This is a genomic window from Agromyces sp. P1_H4, from assembly GCF_056405255.1.
The window spans coordinates 1-1004 of sequence record NZ_JBFUCL010000578.1 but is presented as its reverse complement, the minus strand read 5'-3'; the positions used below and the strand labels follow the sequence as shown (position 1 = coordinate 1004).

Annotated in this window: 1 protein-coding gene; it reads right to left on the bottom strand. The window is 72.4% G+C overall.

All coding sequences use genetic code 11. From position 1 onward, the window contains the following. Positions 1-1004 (bottom strand): aldehyde dehydrogenase family protein (locus AC1DY2_RS20105; protein WP_476764023.1); only part of this gene is annotated, 1004 nt, incomplete at both ends.

Below are 1004 nucleotides of genomic sequence, written 5' to 3'. Positions count from 1 at the left end.
GGCCCGCGGTGAGGCCGTAGTCGACGGCGTTCTGCAGACGGATGGCCTCGTCGAGGTCCTTCGCGTGCATGACGCCGAGCACCGGGCCGAAGAACTCGGTCAGGTGGAAGTACGAGCCTGGGGCGACGCCGGCGCGGATGCCCGGCGACCACAGGCGGCCCGTGGCGTCGAGCTGCTTGGGCTCGACGAGCCATTCCTCACCGATGCCGAGCTGGGTGAGTGCGTGCAGCAGCTTGCCGTTCGCAGGCTCGATGATCGGTCCCATCTGGCTCTGCGGGTGCTCGGGGTAGCCGACGCGCAGCGAGGTCGCGGCGTCGACGAGCTGGCGGCGGAACCGCTCCGACTTGGCCACCGACCCGACCAGGATCACGAGCGACGCGGCCGAGCACTTCTGGCCGGCGTGGCCGAACGCGCTCTTCACGACGTCGGATGCCGCGAGGTCGAGGTCGGCCGAGGGCGTCACGATGATCGCGTTCTTGCCGCTGGTCTCGGCGAGGAGCGGCAGGTCGGGGCGGAACGAGCGGAACAGCTGCGCGGTCTCGTACGCGCCCGTCAGGATCACGCGGTCGACGGCGGGGTGGGCGACGAGCTGGCGTCCGAGCTCGCGTTCGCCGATGTCCACGAGGGCGAGCAGGTCGCGGGGCACGCCCGCCTCCCACAGCGCCTCGACCATGACGGCACCGGAGCGCTGGGCGAGCTTCGCGGGCTTGATGACGACGCCCGAGCCCGCGGCGAGCGCGGCGAGCACGCCGCCCGCGGGGATCGCGACGGGGAAATTCCACGGCGGGGTGACCACGGTGAGCTTCGGCGGCACGAAGACGGCGCCCTGCACGTGGTCGAGCTCGCGGGCGCGCTCGGCGTAGTAGTGCGCGAAGTCGATCGCCTCGCTGATCTCGGGGTCGGCCTCGGCGATCGTCTTGCCGGTCTCGGCGGCCATCACCTCGATGAGGCGGTCGCGGTTCGCGGCGAGCGCGATGCCCGCGCGGTGCAGCACGGCGGCGCGC